Raw genomic sequence first — 15,098 nt, forward strand, 5'->3', positions numbered from 1 at the left:
AGTCATGACTTAAAAAGGTGGCAAACTCCCAACAAAATATAGTAAAAAACAAAAAAACGATTAATTACCGAGTCAAAAATGACCATCGTAATTAATCGTTAAAATAAAAATTAATTTAATATTGTTCTAAATATTGATCTCGTTCCCACTGGGTAACTTCTTGACGATATGAAGCCCATTCTAGTCGTTTTGCTTCCAAAAAGCTTTGATAAATATGAGAACCTAACGCCTTTTCCATCACCTTGTCAGCCTCAAACGCTTTTAAGGCGTTGTGCAAAGTTGACGGCAAATCATCAATATGATTATCCTTACGTTCTTTTTCGTCCATTCGGTAGATATTACGATCAATTGACTTAGGTGGTTCAATCTTATTACGAATACCATCTAAACCAGCCTCTAGTACAGTCGCAATTGCGAGATATGGGTTTGCACTAGGATCTACACTGCGCAATTCAAGGCGCGTTGATAAACCTCTACTGCTTGGTACTCGAATTAGTGGTGAACGGTTGCTTCCTGACCATGCCACATAAACTGGGGCTTCAAAACCAGGTACTAATCGTTTATAGGAGTTAACAATTGGATCACAGACAGCGGTAAAACTACGCGCATGCTTTAATAATCCACCCAAGAACCAGTAAGCTTCCTGTGAAAGCTGAAGTTCATTTTTTTCATCATAAAAGGCATTGCCCTTATTATGGAACAGCGACATGTTTAAGTGCATCCCTGAACCATTAATGCCATCGAGTGGCTTTGGCATAAAGGTAGCATGTAGATTATATTTGCGTGCTACTGTTTTAACAACAAGTTTGAACGTTTGAATATTGTCTGCTGCTGATAAGGCGTCCGCATATTTAAAATCAATTTCATGTTGACCAGGAGCAACTTCATGATGAGATGCTTCAACATCAAAGCCCATATTTTCAAGTTCTAGAACAATATCCCGGCGACAATTCTCACCAAGATCCATTGGTGCTAAATCAAAATAGCTACCCTTATCATTTAAATTAGTTGTTGGTTTCCCAGTTTCAGGATCTAATTTGAACAAGAAAAATTCTGGCTCTGGCCCAATGTTAAAGTCTGTATAGCCAGCTTCACGCATTTCTTTCAATACTCGAATTAAATTGTTTCGTGGATCACCCTCAAATGGTTTTCCATCAGGCGTATAAACTTCACAAATTACACGAGCAATTTTGCCGTGTTCGTTTCCCCATGGAAATACCATCCAGGTTGATAAATCAGGATAAAGATACATGTCACTTTCTTCAATACGCACAAATCCATCAATTGAAGAGCCATCAAACATTAATTTGTTATCCAATAATTTTTCTAGTTGGCTAACTGGCACCTCAACGTTTTTAATAATTCCAAATAAATCGGTAAACATCAATCTTAAAAATCGAACATTTTCCTCTTTTGCCATTTTGCGAATTTCATCTTTGGTGAATTGTTGCTTTGCCATGTATATCGCTCCTATTCTTATTTTTTGGAAAGGTCATCAGATGGAAAACTTGAGCTGTGCCAATGCTTTAGACCAGCAATTGATAAAAATTCATTATGCAATGCATGACGCACATCTTCATCGGTTACTGGTTTTTCCAAATCCTTATGTTCTTTTTCTTGCCGCTTAGCCTGCTTTTCATAAACTCGCTTGATTTCTGTCATATTAAAACCTTCGTCAAGATAGTCTTTAATTTCAAGCAGACGATCAACATCAATTAATGAAAATTGACGACGATTGCCAGCGTTACGTGCTGGTTTGATTAATCCTTGCGTTTCATAATATCGGATTTGTCGTGCACTCAAAGTCGTCAGTTTCATTACTGTTCCAATTGGTAAAACTGCTCGTGATCGTTGGAGTTGTTTTTCCATCATGACACCCCTCCTTTCAAAAACAACCCCATTTTATCAATGCCCTCAGTTAAAGTCAACGCCTCATGTCATAAGATATAACATGAGGCGCTATTTTAGAAAAATAATTGTGAAACTGCTTCTGTAATTGCAATTTTCACATGTGCATAGGTTAATCCGCCTTGAATATATAGGGTGTATGGTGGACGAATAGGACCATCAGCCGAGAATTCAATACTTGCTCCCTGAACAAAAGTACCAGCTGCCATAATAATCTTATCGTCATAACCGCCCATTTCACTTGGCACCGGATCTACATACGAATTAATTGGTGAATAATGTTGTACCGTTTCTGCAAACTTAATCATTGACTCAGGCTTGCCAAAATTAACCGTCTGAATTAAGTCTGTTCTTGGTGCATTCCACTTTGGACTGACGTTTAACCCACATTTTTCCAAAATGGCACTTTCAAAAATTGCCCCTTTAATGGCTTCTCCGGTAACATTGGGTGCTTGGAAGAAACCTTGAAACATGGCTTCTAAAGTGTTTAAAGTTGCCCCTTCGTCTTTACCTGACCCAGGTGTCGTTAATCGGTTTCCAATTCGTTTGATTAATTGTTTTTTCCCAACTATATAACCACCAGTTTTTGCCAAGCCACCGCCAGCATTTTTAATTAATGAACCAGCCATGACATCCGCACCAAACTCAGTTGGTTCCTGAATCTCAGAAAATTCTCCATAACAGTTATCAATAAAAATTTTGACATTGGCATTCAATTTTTTAATAAACTGAATCATTTTTGCAATCTGAGCAACCGTGAAACTTTCTCTCGTTGCATAGCCTCGTGATCTTTGAATTGCCACTACTTTTACATCATCAGTTAATTTTTGTTTGACATTACTCTTTGAAAAATGACCCTCATTATCAAGATCAGCATAGTCAAATTTGATATTAAAGTCTTTTAGAGACCCGCCATTTGGCTCGCCTGTTATCCCAATCACTTCTTGAACCGTATCATAGGGCATACCGGTTACATATAATAATTTATCACCAGGTCGTAGCATTCCCCATAATGCAGTACTAATTGCATGCGTCCCAGAAATAATTTGTGGTCGCACCATTGCATCCTCTGTTTTAAAAACATCAGCATAAACCGCATCTAAAGCGTCACGACCAGTGTCGTCGTAACCATATCCAGTTGAACCATTTAACTCTTCTTCAGATATTTTTTCCCTTCGAAAAGCATCTAATACTTTTTTTTGATTAAAAAGGACTTGTTCATCAATAGCCATCAATTTAGGCGCAATTTGTTGATCAACATCTTTCACTAATTCGATTAATTTGGTGTTTAAACCATCTGTCCAATTCATTTTTGATTTCCTCCAACCCATTTTTGAATTTCTGCAATAATTTTTTTTTCTTCATCTGGTCGCTGAATAATATCGAACCAATTTACATTCATTTTGTTTCGAAACCACGTTAATTGCCGTTTTGCATAATGCCGCGAATTCTGTTTAATTTTTGCAATTACCAGTTCTTTTGAAATTTGTTTTTTAAAATAAGGATACCATTCTCGATACCCAATTCCTTTTCCAGCAGGTAATTGCACACCACCTTGTTGATACAACCAATGAGCCTCTTTTTCTAAGCCGTCCGTAACCATTTGGTCTACTCGTTGATCAATCCGTTTATACAGCAAACTGCGATCTGTATTCAAACCAACTAGCAATGCATCGTAAGGTGCTTTGTTGACATCATTTTGTTCTGAAAATAATTGACCAGTTTTTTCAAATACTTCTAATGCTCGAACAACACGAACTTCATTTGTAACAGGAATTTTTGCTGCGGCTTTTGGATCAATATCATTTAACTTTTGCCACAACTGTTCTTGTGAATGTTCTTTTGCATAACTGTGCCATTTGCTTCGTACAGTTTCAGCTGGTTCATATTGATCATTGCCGAGTGATAAATCGGCTAACAGCGCCTGCAAATAAAATCCCGTTCCACCAACAATAATTGGTAAATGCCCGTCAGAAGTAATTTGATGAATTTTTTCAGTAGCCTCTTTTTTAAAATCAGACACCGAAAATCGTTGATCAATTTCACGAATATTGATCAAATGATGCTTAATTCCCTGTTGTTCATCGGCGGAAATTTTTGCTGTTCCGATATTTAGGTTTTGATACACTTGCATAGAATCACCAGAGATAATTTCTCCATTAAATTTTTTAGCAAGTTTTAAAGATAAACTAGTTTTACCAACTGCAGTTGGACCAACAATTGCCAATACTTTTTCCATTTCATTAACCACCCTGAATTGCCTGCCGAATAATTCCTGCTCGACCTGGATAATCTGTAATAATGCCATCAAAATGCCGTTTAAAACAATAACGCATATCCTCGGTGCTGTTTACCGTCCATGGACGTAATTGCACATGTGGTAAGAAGAAACGATGCGCACGCACCCAGCGAATATCCGGATGCCAGTCTTTCACTAGTTGATTCCGATAAAATTTTCGAGCAAATTTAGTTTGTAGTTTAAATAAACTTGCGAATTCAACTGTAGGGTTTAAGGCATGCATTTTTATTAGCGACTGTGGATGAAAACTGGAATAGATAATTTTAAAAGGTAGCGTTTGTTGATTCATGTATGCTGAGACACTTTCTTCGATTCCTGGATACTGAATTTTATCTGTTTTAAGTTCCAAGTTAAAAAGACCGGTAAAATGTTTTTTGATTAATAATTGCACAACCTCGTCCAAAGTTGGAATCTGTGTACCCAGATAGTCATATCCAAAATAACCACCAGCATCAAGTTGCTTCAATTCAGCCAACGTTTTATCAAAGATCCTTCCAGTGCCATTTGTCGTACGATCTACAGTCTCGTCATGCATGATAATTAAATGTTTATCCTTAGACATATGTACATCTGTTTCAATACCATCTGCGCCTTCTTCAATTGCTTTTTCAAATGCCGGAAGCGTATTTTCTGGACGAATTCCCTTGCTTCCACGGTGGGCAATTATTTTTGTTAGCATAAAATCATTCCCATTCACGTAATTTACTGGATATTTTTATAAAAAAAAGTCATAATGAAGATAATTAAAGATGGAAAGGGGTTTCAAATATGAAAAATTTTACTAAAGGCTTTATCGTTGGTGGCTTCTCAGTTGTTGGCGCTGCTGCTGCCGCTCTCTATACCTTCCACAAAATTATCGTTCAACCAATTGAAGATCAAGAAAATCGTGCTGCTGAAAATCGCAAACGCGCCATGCGTAAACAACGATCAGCACATAATGGCTAAGTTATTCATATCTGAGAGGACTGAAAATTTCAGTCCTTTTTATTTTTCCATTTAAAAAGGTTTCAAAATAAAAAAGGTAAAGACTCTTCAAGGATGATCACAGTTTCATTCATCTCAATGATTCTTTACCTCGGATTTAATTAATCTTTCTTTTTAGTTTTACCATTCCACCGTTGAAAACCATAACGAAGAATAAAAAGTTTCTTATAACCCTTTTTAGCTAAAAAGATTGCAGCTCTTGAGCTTAAGCTTCGGCCTTGATCATAAATATAAACAGGTAAATCCGCTCTAAGTTCCTGAAAACGACTTTTTAAAGTTGAATATGGAATATTACGGGCACCCAAAATATGACCAGCATCAAAATCTTTTTTCTCACGTAAATCGATGACCTGTCCTTTGTGCATTCCTTCTTGAAACTCATCTTCATCCAGAATACTTGAAACTCGTCTGCGTTTCCAAACAACATAACCTTGATAAACAAAATAAGCTACAATCAAGATAATTAAGATCGTATTAATAATAAAACTAGTTTTTGAACTTGCACCTAAAACCACTGTATATTCCTCCTATGTCAATCAACTTCATTTTACACATAAATTGAGATTTTGCCTAGCCCAGAAAAATAAAAAAAGCCGTTTTGGGAAATCCCAATACTGAAGTGAACCCTTAAAATTGGACAAATTGTTAAGCTGCTTTTTGAACGGCGAGTTCTCGGTATTTTACCGGGGGCTTGCCGTTTAATTTTGTTTTGATACGACGGTTGTTATAGAAGTCTATCCAATCTTTCATTGCTTGAATTAGGCTAGTTTTATCTTCAAAATGTTCATCCATCATTTCTGCTTTCATAATATGAAAGAATGACTCCATTACTGCATTATCAAGGCAAGTCGCTTTACGAGACATACTTTGGAATGCATGATGTTCTTTCAAGAGCGTTCGCCATTGGCGATGTTGATACTGAAAGCCTTGGTCAGTATGAACTGTTGTCCGATAATTTAGTGCCGGAAGTCCTTCTAAAGCTTCTTTGAGCGGTTTAATGGCGAATTCAACTGTTGGATGTTCACTTATATTAAATGCTAAAATTTCTCCAGAGAATAAATCTAGTACCGGTTCCAAATAAACGCGTTCATTTGTTCCCATAGATCCATATCGAAATTCACTGACGTCTGCTACAAGTTTTTGATAGGGTCTGTCGGTCTTAAAGCGACGCTTTAACCGATTAGGGGCAATCCTACCAACTAATCCTTTATACGAGTTATATTTACGAGTTTGGCGATTAAAGGCATGACATATCCAGGCATGTTCTTGCATAATACGTAAAACCCGCTTGTGATTTATCTGAAATCCTAAATCATGCAGAGCACTTGTAATTCGACGGTACCCGTACTTCTTTGTGTATTTTAAATCTTGTTGTCGAATTTCATCAATTGCTTGAATAACTTGATCGTCATTGAATTTTCGACCTTCATGATTTCGAGTGTAGTAATACGTGCTACGCGGTATTTTAATTACTTTGAGAATCAATTTAATTGATACTTGGAATATTTGCCTCAACTCAGTCGCTATTTTCGAGATTTCCTTTGTGCTGATTTTTTCCGAGCTAAGGCTTCTAATTTTTTTAAGTATTCATTCTCAATCTTCAACATTTGATTCTCTTTTTGGAGTTGCTTTAAAGTATCTTTTGTTGTTGAGTTGTCCTTTTGGACAACTGGTTTAGCGTTCTCATTCTTGTGTTTTGCCATATTTTTCGAGTTGCCTCGCTTTCGCTCAAGCCCTTTAATTCCTAATGTCTCAAATCGCTTTTCCCATTGCCAAATTGTACTTGGCGAGGATAAATTAAAGTGTAAGGCGGTTACTGGAAGTGAGGCCTGATTTTGTTTCCTCCAGTTTAATACATCAACTTTAAACTGACTAGTGTATTCTAAGTCCATGGCTTTTGGCTGAAGTCCTTTAATACCAAATCTTTCAAATCGCTGAATCCAAATTGAAACGGTAGCCTTGCTGCCAATCCCATACTTTCTCGCTAGTGAATAAGCTGCCTGACCACTTAAATACTCGGTGACAATCTTAACTTTAAAATCGAAATTAAATTTACTCATAAATGAAACCCCCAAAATTGGATTTTTCTGTCCAACCTTGGGGGTTCACTTTATACCGGCTTACTTCAAGCTATCTTAATTAAAGCTCAAGGCTAACGATGCCGCACCGATAACACCGGCGTCATTACCCAAACGTGCCAATTTCAAACTTGTTGAATTTCGAACTGTTGTAAATGCAAATTCTTGGAAGTAATGATCAACTTGTTTTAAGAGATAATCACCTGCAGCAGAAACACCACCGCCAATAACAATGCTTTCTGGATTCAATGTATTAGCAAGATTACCTAAAGCTAATCCTAAATAATAACAAACCTTATCAACAACACGTACGGCTAATGCGTCACCGCTCTTTGCTAAATCAAATACTAATTTAGAAGTAATATCTTGTCCATCATCTGTTTGGCGTTTCAATTCAGAATCACCGGAAAATTCTTCGGCCATATCTCGTGCAACGTGCACAACTCCAGTAGCTGAAGCGTACTGTTCCAAACAACCACGTTTGCCACATGTACATAGATAACCATTTGGCTCTACAGTAACGTGACCAATTTCACCAGCTGCACCAGCAGTACCGTGTAGTAATTGACCATCAGCAATTAATCCGCCACCGATTCCAGTACCTAACGTTACGAAAGAAACATCACTGCCATTCTCGCCAGCGCCCTTCCATCGTTCGCCAAGACCAGCTACGTTTGCATCATTGTCCATGGTAAATTTAATACCCGTACCTGCTTCAACGTCAGCTTTTACATTCTGGACAGTTTTCCAATTTAAGTTATAGGCACCAACAACAGTTCCTTTTTCACGATCGACAGTTCCGGGAGTTCCCATTCCGATACCGATAAACTGTGATTTATCCATATTATAAAGTTTAATATGGTGATTAATTGATTCAACTATGTCTGGTACAATATGGCTACCTTCATCTAAAATGTTGGTTTCCACGCTCCATTTTTGTTGTACCTCGCCACTATCTGTTAAAATAGCAAACTTAATAGTTGTTCCACCAAGGTCAACACCAATCAACTTGCGATCCATTATTGTTTCCTCCAATATTAATATAATTTGTTAGGTTGCTTTGCGCGAACCTCTTCTAAATGATGTTCATGTCGCAGAACCATGACTGCCTTAGTATAAGTTTGATTATCAACTACACCTGCATCGTGTAAATGTTTTAATTCAATACTCATTAATTCAATATCCCAAATTCTTTTTCCAACATAAACATAGATACCGAATTTTTTAAGTAACTGCTGCACATCATAAAGTGTTTTCATAACATCATCCCAATTAATTATACAGATAAAAATAGATTTGTAAACGTTATTTTGCGAAGTTTACTTAGTTATTAGTGTTCCAAAAGTAACCGCAAACAAAACGATTAACACAACTGTTGCCACAATCCTCTTTGGAATCTCAACCTTACCAATTTTAGGAACTCCCACTAGGTAACCTGCCAGAAAGCCAGCCAATATTCCTCCGATATGCGCATAGATATCAATTCCTGACTCCATCAAACTGGAGGCCAAAGCCAAAACCACAAATAGACCAAGTTGCCGCGCATAAGCCTTAATATAAGGATTATCATGAAAAGATTCCCCTAACATTAGCCAAACTCCAAACAAACCAAAAATAGCACCACTGGCACCGGCCGACAGTGCCAGTGGATTTCCTAATACTAAACTGACCACATTTCCAAATATACCTGCAATGAAATAAATCACCAAAAATTTAAAATGGCCAAATAAGTTTTCAATTTGTATGCCAACAAAATATAAGGTAACCATATTCATGACGATATGGGTTAGCCCAATATGAATGAACATTCCAGTTATCAGCCGCCACCATTCACCATTTTGAACAACTAATGGTTTAAATACGGCACCATACTGCAACAGTGTTTGTGTGTTTTCAGAACCACCATTTATTGTCATCAGACCAAACACAAGAAAATTGATTATAACCAGTCCAACCGTCATATAAGGTTGCCGATCCCATTTTTTTAAGGTTTGTTGCATTACTTTGCCTCACTTTTAATTAGACTTTGAATAGGAATATCATGTGCTTCTACGGGCCAAACAGGTTGTTCGAAAAATTGTACGCTTAAAACTAAGCTTACCGTCTTCCCCGTATAATCACTCAAAAATCGGTCGTAATAACCGCCTCCAAAGCCAAGTCGAAAATTCCCTGCCTGGGCAAAACCAAGTCCGGGTACAAGAATTAAATCAATTTGTTGTTTTTCAACTTCTTTACCATTTTCTGGTTCTAAAACATTAAACTTACTCTTAACTAGTTTAGTATTCTGATCAAAAATTTGAAAATTCATTTGCCATTTTGGCAGTGTTTTAGGAATAACAATCGTTTTATTTTCCAAACCTGCCTGTTGAATAATTGGTAATGTATTCAACTCAATATCGCCACTCATTGTCGTCGCAATAACTGTTGCATTTTGCCACTCAGGACTTGCAAAAAGTTGTTTATAAATACTAAGCGATTCTCGTTGCTTTTGAGTAGGATCTAATTGCTGTAATTTAGCTAGCTGCACACTACGCTGCTTCTTTTTTTCTGGTTGCATTGGCATCCCTCAATTCAAAATTTTTTATGGTTAATAAAAAAGATCGGAACAAAATTCGATCATTTTGTCCAATCTTATTTGGTTTCGCGATGTAATGTAACCTTTCTTTCACGTGGGCAATACTTATTTAACTCCAAACGATCCGGATTGTTACGCTTGTTTTTGCTTGATAGATATTGTCGATTATGACATTCTGTACATTCTAATGTAATGTGTACGCGCATGGCTCCAACCTCCCAACTATTAATTCTGATGGGCGTTGCGCCCTCAACTTAAAATATAATACCACAATAATACTGAATGACGCAAGCAAGTTTCATCGATTCCTTTAAAGTACTACCCTAAATCACTGATTAATTAGTTGCCGTCTTGTTAGATGCCGTTGTTGCTTTGGTTGGGTTCTTCAACGTAGAAGTACTTTGAACCATCTTCCAATAAGCCGAATAAATCTTTTTAGCCAGTTCGATATTATTAGTTTCGGCACTCTCCCCTAAACCTGGCATTGCAACTGCTACAACCACTTTAGGATCATTAGATGGTGCGTAAGAGGCTAAACTAAGTGTTACCGTTGTTTTACCATTAGTGGTTGTTTCGGCAGTACCCGTTTTGGCGGAAATGCCGGGACTAATGCTTGCCAACGAACCACCCGTTTTATACGTATTGGTTCCATGAACAACTTCATACAATCCTTTGGTAACTACCTTTTTTTCGGCAGCTGTATCATCAATATAGTTCAAAATCTTAGGTTGAATCGTCTCTTCAACTGTCCCAAGACCACCCTTTGAATTTGTACCACGGATTTGTGAAACCACGTGGGGAGCAATTCGGTAACCGCCATTCGCAATTGTTGAAATATACTGAGCTACTTGAATTGTTGTATACGCATCATAATTTCCAAAGGACAAATCCAGGGCTTTACCAATATTGCTTTCTCCACTTGGACCTTTGTATCCTGATGATTCTCCTGGAATATCTATTCCTGTATAGGTTCCTAAACCAAACTGTTCAAAATAACCACGCATCTTTGTAAAAATACTTGACTTCATACCTAACAAACTTGTTCCAGAGGAATAGTTAAATCCCGCCTCTTTCATAGCTAGCTGCATCATATAAGAGTTAGAAGATACTTCCAAAGCAGTAGAAGCTGTTAAACGCATATTAGCACTACCCGTTTTATTAAACCATGATGCTTTGGAACTAGTTCCCGCAAGTTTAATCGGTTGATCCGTCATTGTACTGTTAGTAGGCGAAATAACGCCATCCATCAAGGCACCTGATACCATAGCTCCCTTAACAACAGAACCCATTACGATTGGTTCATTAATGGTACCTAGCGCATTATCTGTGACTTTACCAGTACTTGTATTTCGATCAACGCCGGCTAATGCAATGACTGCCCCTGTATTTGGATTCATCACAACCGCATATCCACCAGTGGATTCACCACCTGCACTGGTAACTGCAGATCGTGTATACTGTTGAATTTTTTGCTGAAAGGCTGCATTAATTGAAAGAACTAGATTATCACCCTTTTTACCTGCATATTGTTTAACTTCTTTTTTAACAGTACTGTTTCCACTAACTTCAACACGCGTCTGTGACTTGGTTCCCTTTAAAATAGAGTCATATTCTTTTTCCAAGTAGCTTTGTCCAACGCTGTCATTTCGAGAGTAACCTTGTGCTAGAAGGATGTTAACTTCATCACTAGGTAAACCAACTTTGGCACTGGAAACAGTCCCAGCAATACTTTTAATTGAATTGCCTTGTGGATAGTCTCGCGACCAGCTCGTTCCCACTTTAACACCCGGCAGCTCTGACAAATGTTCGCCAATTTCTGCGACTTCCTTATTAGAAACACCCGATTCTTTTAAGTAAACTGTGGAAAGTTCATAAGCACCGTTCATTAAACTAAAAATTTTAGCCGCATTTTGTTCCGTTTTACTTAAATTTACCGTTTTTTTAACTTTTTCAACCGCTAAATTATAAAGTGCTTTGGTACCATATTCACTATGGTTCTTAATGCTATTTTCTACTTTCGTCAAATTGGATGACTTGGCCAAATAGTAATCTGCTTCATCTTGAGTGGAAAGCGTTGCAGTTGAAACTTTTAGATACTGGCTCAAACGATCTGCTGTACTTCTTAGAGCGCTGGATAAAACATTAACACCCTTAGTATACTGAATCGCTTGGTGTGATTGATTGCCTACAAGGACCTTACCAGTTGAATCATAGATTTCTCCTCGTTGCACATTGCTAGTCTCCACTGTTGTATCCGTTCGGTCCACATCAGCAACATATTTAGAGCCATTAAAAATCTGGAGATAAGCAAGTCGACCAATCAAAGTAACTAATAAAATGACAACAATTATGAAAATTAAATTGAGTCGGAATGGTAGTTCTGATTTCTTTTTACGAATTTGAGATGATTTTTTATTTGATTTCAAAATCTTAAGCTCCTTCACGCTACTTTGATCATTCTAACAAAAAATTCAAAAGGCTTCTATAACTTGTTCATATTTTTAGATTATCTTAGTCAATGTGGTATGCTAAGAAAAGTAATCTGGAAAAGAGGAATATGATGCAAAGATCTTATTTAAATCACACCAAACGCCTTGTTAGTTCGCATAAGCAACAATTATTTGCCAGTTTTTTAATTCCATTAATTTTAATGTCTGGTTATTTTATTTATCGAAAGATGGCTCCTTTTGGATCGAGTAGTTTATTAACCGTTGATCTTGGCCAGCAATATGTCGACTTATTTGCTTACTTTCGTCACACAATTCTCCACGATCCAACTGCTTTTTTCTACTCTTTTTCTAAAGCCATTGGCGGTGATATGACTGGGACATGGGCATACTATTTAATGAGCCCGTTTAATTTAATTTTGCTCTTTTTCCCTGGAAAAACCATTACCTCTGGAATTTTTATCATCACCGTTTTAAAATACGCTTTTTCAGGACTTACCTTTGCTATTTTATTACAAAAGATGTATCCCAAAGCTTCATGGCTCGTGCCGGGATTGTCAACCACCTATGCGTTAATGGGATTTACCGTTGCCAATCAATTAAATTTGATTTGGCTTGACGCTCCCATTTTGTTACCTTTGATTGTTTTAGGTATCGAACAGATTTTTAAAACAGGAAAAATTCGTTGGTTCGTTTTGTGGCTAGCTTTAATGTTAATCATCAATTATTACATGGCTTATATGATATGTATTTTCAGTGTGTTATATTTTGCGTTTGCTAGCGCCCACTATTATACCTCATTTAAAGCGGCCTTCACAGCATTCAAGAAATTCGTAAGTGGTGCAATTTTATCAGCTGGCTTTGCTTCTTGGCTGTTGATGCCAACTTTTTATATTCTTACTCAGAGTAAAGTTCAATATACTGAAACCAGTGTCAAATTTAAATTTGAATATTTTCCGTTTAAAATGCTCAGCAAATTACTTCCTGGCACTTTTAACTTTGAACAAATGCCCAGCGGTTTACCAAATATTTTTGTTGGTGCTTTTTGTCTTATCGGGTTTATTCTGTACTTTACCAACCGGAATTTAAAGCTTCGTGAGCGCATCACTGCCGGAATTATTACTTTATTTCTATTATTATCACTATGTTTTCAACCTTTAGATCTGTTTTGGCATGCAATGCAGTTTCCCTGGTGGTACCCTTACCGATTTAGTTTTTTGGTCTGCTTCTGGATTATCTTTTTGGCGGCTAGATATTTATTTTCTGAACCCTTATTTAGTACCCGTAGCTTAATTATAACAACTTGTATTTTTCTTTTAGGACTAGTCTACTTGTATTTAAATTTGACCAGTTTCAAAAAATACGTAGATCAAAGTCAGTTTTTTATTGGTTGTTTGTTTGTAGCATTAGGTTTATTAGCGTTCATTCTTTTAAAACAAAGACCAAACACTGCTTGGTTAATCACAATTCTAGTGATTCTTGATGTATTTGTGAATGCTTGCATGTCATTAAACAATTTATCTTACGTTTCTCAATCTGAATTTGGAAACTACACAACCGAACTTGACAAAACAATTAGTAAAATTCAGAAAAAAGATAAAAGCTTCTATCGAATCGGTAAAACCTATATGCGTACCAAAGACGATTCAATGCAAGCTGCTTTCAATGGTGGTTCCCATTTTAGTTCTACTTTTGAAACTCAGATTCCTAACTTCATGCAAAAAATTGGGCAACCAGACGGAGATGGCTTTGTCACCTATTCAAACGGTACCCTTATTACTGACAGTTTATTAGGCATGAAATACTGGTCTAAAAATATCGACTCAAATCAATTAGGTTCGTCAGTAACATCAACAGCAAACCCGACGCTTCCGGCACTGACTTATCGACCGGATCTAACCAGTTATCAATTGGTTGGTCAAGACAGTTTAACTCAAACATATAAAAATCCTTATGCACTCTCGATCGGATTTGGAACTTCAAGTTTAGTCAAGAAGTTCAATGGAAGCAACTTAGACACAATCCAGTATCAGTCGCAGCTGTACAGTACATTAGCTGGAAAAACGACTTCAAAACTATTTACTTCGCAAAACTTTAATGAAGTTATTTTTCAAAATATTAATCAAACCACTAAATTAACAGGGAGTGTTCTTAAAAAGAATAGTTTATCTAAACCTGGGATTGTAACTTTCAAATTTACACCAACAACGAACGACGCTTACTATTTAACTTTAGGACAAGAGTTAAATCCGGATAACGCCACGTTTACCATTAATGGTAAAACACTTACGCAATATTCGCCTTATCGAAATACAGTTGTTGTAAACTTTGCAAATCATAGTAAAGGTAAAACTGTAACTTTGAGGATACAACTTAAAAAGATGAGTTTATGGCTTGAAAACTTCACTTTGTATCATTTTAATCAAACAAGTTTTACAAAGCTTCATAAACAACTTAGTACTTCACCCTTGAAAGTTACTAAACATAATAGCCATCAGATTTCTGGTAACATTACAGTTTCCAAGAAAAATGATTTTCTAATGACCACAATTCCTTATGGTAAAGGCTGGCATGCACAGGTCGATGGCAAGTCTGCTAAGATTGTCAAAGTAGCTAAGACCTTCTGTGGTATTCAATTAACTCCTGGGACGCATAAGATTGTATTAACTTACTGGCCACCTTATCTGTTCTTTGGACTAATAGTTAGCTTGATTGCTTTACTTATTGTTATCTGTTATTTATGGTTTAAAAAACGAAGCATTAAAAAATAAAAGATTTCTTTCTAACAAAAATAGAACTTAACAACG

Annotated in this window: 16 protein-coding genes; 2 read left to right on the top strand and 14 right to left on the bottom strand. The window is 36.7% G+C overall.

Annotated elements, in window-relative coordinates; genetic code table 11:
- Window positions 1-115: 115 nt before the first annotated feature.
- The 5 genes from AB3219_RS09185 to AB3219_RS09205 all read right to left on the bottom strand — a co-directional run bounded on the left by AB3219_RS09185 (window position 116) and on the right by AB3219_RS09205 (window position 4,886).
- Window positions 116-1,459 (bottom strand): glutamine synthetase family protein, encoded by a 1,344-nt coding sequence (locus tag AB3219_RS09185; protein ID WP_057806279.1) that lies wholly within the window; start codon window positions 1,457-1,459, stop codon window positions 116-118.
- Between the two features lie 17 nt (window positions 1,460-1,476).
- Window positions 1,477-1,872 carry a MerR family transcriptional regulator gene (locus AB3219_RS09190; protein WP_057806281.1) on the bottom strand — a complete coding sequence of 132 codons (396 nt, stop codon included), beginning with the start codon at window positions 1,870-1,872 and terminating at the stop codon, window positions 1,477-1,479.
- A gap of 92 nt (window positions 1,873-1,964) precedes the next feature.
- Window positions 1,965-3,218: a methionine gamma-lyase family protein gene (locus AB3219_RS09195; RefSeq protein ID WP_216753806.1), complete on the bottom strand. Its 1,254-nt coding sequence runs from the start codon at window positions 3,216-3,218 to the stop codon at window positions 1,965-1,967.
- Entirely contained in the window at window positions 3,215-4,147 is a 933-nt protein-coding gene (gene miaA / locus AB3219_RS09200; RefSeq protein WP_216753807.1) for a tRNA (adenosine(37)-N6)-dimethylallyltransferase MiaA, read from the bottom strand. The genes AB3219_RS09195 and miaA overlap by 4 nt, the downstream gene beginning before the upstream one ends.
- A 4-nt stretch (window positions 4,148-4,151) precedes the next feature.
- Entirely contained in the window at window positions 4,152-4,886 is a 735-nt protein-coding gene (locus AB3219_RS09205; RefSeq protein WP_260365264.1) for a glycerophosphodiester phosphodiesterase, read from the bottom strand.
- A gap of 89 nt (window positions 4,887-4,975) precedes the next feature.
- Between AB3219_RS09205 and AB3219_RS09210 the strand changes: the two genes are divergently transcribed.
- Window positions 4,976-5,152: a DUF3042 family protein gene (locus AB3219_RS09210; RefSeq protein WP_074693828.1), complete on the top strand. Its 177-nt coding sequence runs from the start codon at window positions 4,976-4,978 to the stop codon at window positions 5,150-5,152.
- 140 nt (window positions 5,153-5,292) lie between these two features.
- On the opposite strand, the gene AB3219_RS09215 is transcribed toward AB3219_RS09210, so the two are convergent.
- The 9 genes from AB3219_RS09215 to AB3219_RS09255 form a co-directional block, all read right to left on the bottom strand.
- The gene (locus tag AB3219_RS09215; RefSeq protein WP_057806289.1) at window positions 5,293-5,706 is read right to left on the bottom strand and encodes a rhodanese-like domain-containing protein; all 414 of its coding nucleotides are present in this window, start codon (window positions 5,704-5,706) and stop codon (window positions 5,293-5,295) included.
- A gap of 130 nt (window positions 5,707-5,836) precedes the next feature.
- On the bottom strand, window positions 5,837-6,778 hold the full coding sequence (locus AB3219_RS09220) for an IS3 family transposase (RefSeq protein WP_308704609.1): 942 nt from the start codon (window positions 6,776-6,778) through the stop codon (window positions 5,837-5,839).
- Window positions 6,715-7,251 carry a helix-turn-helix domain-containing protein gene (locus tag AB3219_RS09225; protein ID WP_057785073.1) on the bottom strand — a complete coding sequence of 179 codons (537 nt, stop codon included), beginning with the start codon at window positions 7,249-7,251 and terminating at the stop codon, window positions 6,715-6,717. Before AB3219_RS09225 ends, AB3219_RS09220 begins: the two co-directional genes overlap by 64 nt.
- 75 nt (window positions 7,252-7,326) lie before the next feature.
- Window positions 7,327-8,289, bottom strand: a complete 963-nt coding sequence (locus tag AB3219_RS09230) for an ROK family glucokinase (RefSeq protein WP_057806291.1) — start codon at window positions 8,287-8,289, stop codon at window positions 7,327-7,329.
- A gap of 17 nt (window positions 8,290-8,306) precedes the next feature.
- Window positions 8,307-8,528 carry a YqgQ family protein gene (locus AB3219_RS09235; RefSeq protein ID WP_057806294.1) on the bottom strand — a complete coding sequence of 74 codons (222 nt, stop codon included), beginning with the start codon at window positions 8,526-8,528 and terminating at the stop codon, window positions 8,307-8,309.
- Between the two features lie 60 nt (window positions 8,529-8,588).
- Complete coding sequence (locus AB3219_RS09240) at window positions 8,589-9,269, bottom strand: rhomboid family intramembrane serine protease (protein WP_057806296.1); 681 nt, start codon at window positions 9,267-9,269, stop codon at window positions 8,589-8,591.
- Window positions 9,269-9,826: a 5-formyltetrahydrofolate cyclo-ligase gene (locus tag AB3219_RS09245; RefSeq protein WP_216753809.1), complete on the bottom strand. Its 558-nt coding sequence runs from the start codon at window positions 9,824-9,826 to the stop codon at window positions 9,269-9,271. The genes AB3219_RS09240 and AB3219_RS09245 overlap by 1 nt, the downstream gene beginning before the upstream one ends.
- Window positions 9,827-9,900: 74 nt before the next feature.
- On the bottom strand, window positions 9,901-10,050 hold the full coding sequence (gene rpmG / locus AB3219_RS09250; RefSeq protein ID WP_074693824.1) for a 50S ribosomal protein L33: 150 nt from the start codon (window positions 10,048-10,050) through the stop codon (window positions 9,901-9,903).
- A 129-nt stretch (window positions 10,051-10,179) separates the two neighbouring features.
- Window positions 10,180-12,270 carry a penicillin-binding protein 2 gene (locus AB3219_RS09255; protein WP_216762948.1) on the bottom strand — a complete coding sequence of 697 codons (2,091 nt, stop codon included), beginning with the start codon at window positions 12,268-12,270 and terminating at the stop codon, window positions 10,180-10,182.
- Between the two features lie 131 nt (window positions 12,271-12,401).
- Between AB3219_RS09255 and AB3219_RS09260 the strand changes: the two genes are divergently transcribed.
- The gene (locus AB3219_RS09260; RefSeq protein ID WP_367369409.1) at window positions 12,402-15,062 is read left to right on the top strand and encodes a YfhO family protein; all 2,661 of its coding nucleotides are present in this window, start codon (window positions 12,402-12,404) and stop codon (window positions 15,060-15,062) included.
- Window positions 15,063-15,098 lie beyond the last annotated feature (36 nt).

The organism is Pediococcus ethanolidurans, from assembly GCF_964062635.1.
GTDB classification, from domain to species: Bacteria; Bacillota; Bacilli; order Lactobacillales; family Lactobacillaceae; genus Pediococcus; species Pediococcus ethanolidurans.

What these genes read in the sequence shown, in the direction of transcription:
- AB3219_RS09260 (WP_367369409.1), top strand. Translation starts at nt 12,402, where the DNA reads ATGATGCAAAGATCTTATTTAAATCACACCAAACGCCTTGTTAGTTCG.
- AB3219_RS09195 (WP_216753806.1), bottom strand. Translation starts at nt 3,218, where the DNA reads ATGAATTGGACAGATGGTTTAAACACCAAATTAATCGAATTAGTGAAA.
- AB3219_RS09235 (WP_057806294.1), bottom strand. Translation starts at nt 8,528, where the DNA reads ATGAAAACACTTTATGATGTGCAGCAGTTACTTAAAAAATTCGGTATC.
- AB3219_RS09245 (WP_216753809.1), bottom strand. Translation starts at nt 9,826, where the DNA reads ATGCAACCAGAAAAAAAGAAGCAGCGTAGTGTGCAGCTAGCTAAATTA.
- AB3219_RS09240 (WP_057806296.1), bottom strand. Translation starts at nt 9,269, where the DNA reads ATGCAACAAACCTTAAAAAAATGGGATCGGCAACCTTATATGACGGTT.
- AB3219_RS09205 (WP_260365264.1), bottom strand. Translation starts at nt 4,886, where the DNA reads ATGCTAACAAAAATAATTGCCCACCGTGGAAGCAAGGGAATTCGTCCA.
- AB3219_RS09190 (WP_057806281.1), bottom strand. Translation starts at nt 1,872, where the DNA reads ATGATGGAAAAACAACTCCAACGATCACGAGCAGTTTTACCAATTGGA.
- AB3219_RS09185 (WP_057806279.1), bottom strand. Translation starts at nt 1,459, where the DNA reads ATGGCAAAGCAACAATTCACCAAAGATGAAATTCGCAAAATGGCAAAA.
- AB3219_RS09230 (WP_057806291.1), bottom strand. Translation starts at nt 8,289, where the DNA reads ATGGATCGCAAGTTGATTGGTGTTGACCTTGGTGGAACAACTATTAAG.
- AB3219_RS09225 (WP_057785073.1), bottom strand. Translation starts at nt 7,251, where the DNA reads ATGAGTAAATTTAATTTCGATTTTAAAGTTAAGATTGTCACCGAGTAT.
- miaA (WP_216753807.1), bottom strand. Translation starts at nt 4,147, where the DNA reads ATGGAAAAAGTATTGGCAATTGTTGGTCCAACTGCAGTTGGTAAAACT.
- rpmG (WP_074693824.1), bottom strand. Translation starts at nt 10,050, where the DNA reads ATGCGCGTACACATTACATTAGAATGTACAGAATGTCATAATCGACAA.
- AB3219_RS09210 (WP_074693828.1), top strand. Translation starts at nt 4,976, where the DNA reads ATGAAAAATTTTACTAAAGGCTTTATCGTTGGTGGCTTCTCAGTTGTT.